At 62.9% G+C, this 2,712-nt stretch carries 2 protein-coding genes; one reads left to right on the top strand and one right to left on the bottom strand.

Translation table 11 applies throughout. From position 1 onward, the window contains the following. The first annotated feature begins 169 nt into the window (after positions 1 to 169). The gene (locus G454_RS19645; protein ID WP_051276546.1) at positions 170 to 1,027 is read left to right on the top strand and encodes a sensor histidine kinase; all 858 of its coding nucleotides are present in this window, start codon (positions 170 to 172) and stop codon (positions 1,025 to 1,027) included. Between the two features lies 1 nt (position 1,028). On the opposite strand, the gene G454_RS0114935 is transcribed toward G454_RS19645, so the two are convergent. After that, a complete protein-coding gene (locus G454_RS0114935) occupies positions 1,029 to 2,588 on the bottom strand; it encodes a helicase-related protein (protein ID WP_027719215.1) in 1,560 nt (519 codons plus the stop codon). Positions 2,589 to 2,712: the final 124 nt, after the last annotated feature.

Below are 2,712 nucleotides of genomic sequence, written 5' to 3' on the forward strand. Positions count from 1 at the left end.
TACCACGGCTGGCTTTCCCTTGCCGCCACCCTGGCCGCCGCCGCCGCCCTCTGGCTCGCCTCCCTGCCCCTGGAAAAATTCCTCGCGCGCCGGGAAAGGGAAAGGCAGCCCCGTGCCCTTTCCAGGTACGGGAAGACCTAGTACACATAAACGGGGAGCGGGAAACCAAATGGGCACGTCGTACTCCCCCCACCTGCTGGCCGCCGTGAGTCTGGGGCCCACCTTCGTGGTGGCCATCCTCGTCCAGCACCTCTTTGTAAACGGCTACGACATCCCCGCCGGGTGGATGGCCCTCATGGGCCTGGTAGTCGGGGGAAACGTGATCTTGAGCCTGGTGCTCATGCACCGGCTTATCTCCCTGGAACAGCAGGCCTTCCTTGCCCAGCAGCAGGCCAGGTACATCGAGCACATGGAAGAGCTCATCCGCAACATACGCTCCCAACGCCACGACTTTATCAGCCACCTGCAGGCGGTCTACGGCCTGCTGCAGCTCGGCTACTTTGAAAACGCCCGGCAGTATATTGCCGAGGTGGCCGGCGAGGCCCGCATGAGCACCCAGACCCTGCGCCTCAACATGCCCGAAGTGGCGGCGCTCATCCAGCGCAAGGGCATCCAGGCCGCCAACCAGAACATTGCCTTTTCCCTCTCCATCGAAAGCGAGCTGAAAGGGCTTCCCATGCGCCCCTACCACTTAAACCGCATCCTGGGCAACCTCCTGGACAACGCCATGGAAGCGGTAATGGTTTTGGAGCCCCAGGACCGCTTCGTCAAGCTGGAAATAAGGGAAGACGAGAAAAGCTTCATCTTTGTGGTCAGCAATTCCGGGCCGGAAATAAGGGAGGAGTGGCGGGAAAGGATCTTTGAGCCGGGATTTTCCACCAAGGGTCCCGGTCGCGGCCTGGGGCTGGCCATTGTCAAGGAGACGGTGGCACAGCACGGCGGAGAGATAAAGGTTTCCTTCCCGCCCATTACCTTTACGGTTACCATTCCCAAAAACGAGGCGGTGCCCCAGACAGCACCGCCGTAACCTACACGCCCACAAAGGCCACCTCGTCCCGGTCCAGGCGGTTGCGGATCTCGCGGGCCAGCCGCGCTAGACCCTGATCACCGGTTGCCTGCGCCGCCCTCTCCACCTGGCGCAAAAGATCGATCTCCCGGCGCAGGAGAGAGTAGATGTCCCCCTCCTGGAGGTTGCCCATGCCTAGGAGCTCGTTAAAGGAGGCTCCCTGGTACCAGGCCGCAGCCAGGGCACAGGGCACCGGCGACCAAAGGCAAAAGCTCTCGGGGACCCCCCTCTTGAAGAGGTACTGCCGCAGTTCCTCTACGGGCTCCGTGGGGAAAGGCGGCTCCACCACCTCCTCGTCCCTGCCCGGCAGGTAGTCAACCCCGGCAAGGATGCCGGCCACTTGCCACGGCGGCAGGTCCGCGATTATCCCCGTGAAGACCAGCTCGGTAACCAGGATCTCCTGGACGTGCACGTGCAGCGCAAACCTGCCCCGGGGCAGGAGTTCCCTTCCCTGCACGTAGCCCAGGGACTCCAAAAGCCCCCATACCCGCCGGAACTCCTCCGGGTAGTCCCGGCTCTGGGCCTTGATTTCCCGCAGCCGCGCGTGCAAAACGTGCAGCTGCTCCTCCAGCCGGCGGATTTCCTTTTCCGCCTCCAGGCAAACCCTGTAGGAGCAGTCCTTGCGCCCGGCCTTTAACAGGTCCTGGAGCGCCCTCAGGCGTTCCCGGTTTCCTTTAACGCCGCGGCGGTTCCTTCTCATGCGCCGCAACTCCTTTTTTATTTTCAGGCGAAAGAGCTCGCAGCACGGCTGGCCGCGTTCGTCACAAAAACAGCGGGCCAGCTCTTTTACCTGCTGCCTGAGCCTTTCCACCTCCCCCTGCAACTGGCGGCTTTCCCGGCTGCTCTGGTAGGTGGCCAGGTTCATTTCCAGGAAGCGCTGGATCTCCTCATCGCTCTTCCAATGCAGCAGGCTCAACACCGTGTTGGGGGAGAGGACAAGGCGGCCCCGCACCGGCTCCACCTCTTCCTCCCGGTAAAACCCCGTTTGCTCCGGGAAGCGCTCGTCAATGCGCACGAACACGCGCCCCACCGGGTCGAAGCCGCGGCGCCCCGCCCGCCCCGCCATCTGGAAGAATTCCCGCGCCATGAGCGGGCGGAACTCGTGCCCGTCCCACTTGCGGCAGGCATCAAACACGGCGCTGGCCGCCGGGAAGTTGACCCCCACGGCAAAGGTTTCCGTGCAAAAGAGGACGTAAACCAGCTGGGACTCGTACAGCCGCTCCACCAGGTCTTTTAAGGCCGGGGAAAGCCCGGCGTGGTGGTAGCCAATGCCCCGGAGCAGGAGCCGGCGCAGGTTCTTGCGGCGGGGGCCGAAGAGCCCGGGGTAGCCCTCTTCCGCCTCCTTGATCAGGCGCCTTACCTCCCTTTTTTCCTGCACCGAGAGAAAGTCCCAGTCCCTGCCCAACTCTTCGGCCAGCATCTCCACCCTGCCGCGGCCAAAGGCAAAGTAAAGGGCAGGAAGGTAGTCCTGGATGGCGCGTACCACCTCTGTCGGCGTCGGGCCGCTCAGCAAAACAGCCATGTCTCCTGCAATACCTGGTTCAAAAAACCCGACCGTTTTGAAATCTCAGTCGAGCCGGCCCCCAGACCAGGTATTCGCCTCCTTTCCGGATACTTGATTTGCCCTCCGAGGGGCAGGGCGACGA

The sequence above is a fragment of the Desulfovirgula thermocuniculi DSM 16036 genome (genome assembly GCF_000429345.1).
GTDB lineage: Bacteria > Bacillota > Desulfotomaculia > Desulfotomaculales > Desulfovirgulaceae > Desulfovirgula > Desulfovirgula thermocuniculi.

Bases quoted from the DNA above. Each gene is read 5' to 3' on its own strand.
- G454_RS0114935 (WP_027719215.1), bottom strand. From the start codon at position 2,588: ATGGCTGTTTTGCTGAGCGGCCCGACGCCGACAGAGGTGGTACGCGCC.
- G454_RS19645 (WP_051276546.1), top strand. From the start codon at position 170: ATGGGCACGTCGTACTCCCCCCACCTGCTGGCCGCCGTGAGTCTGGGG.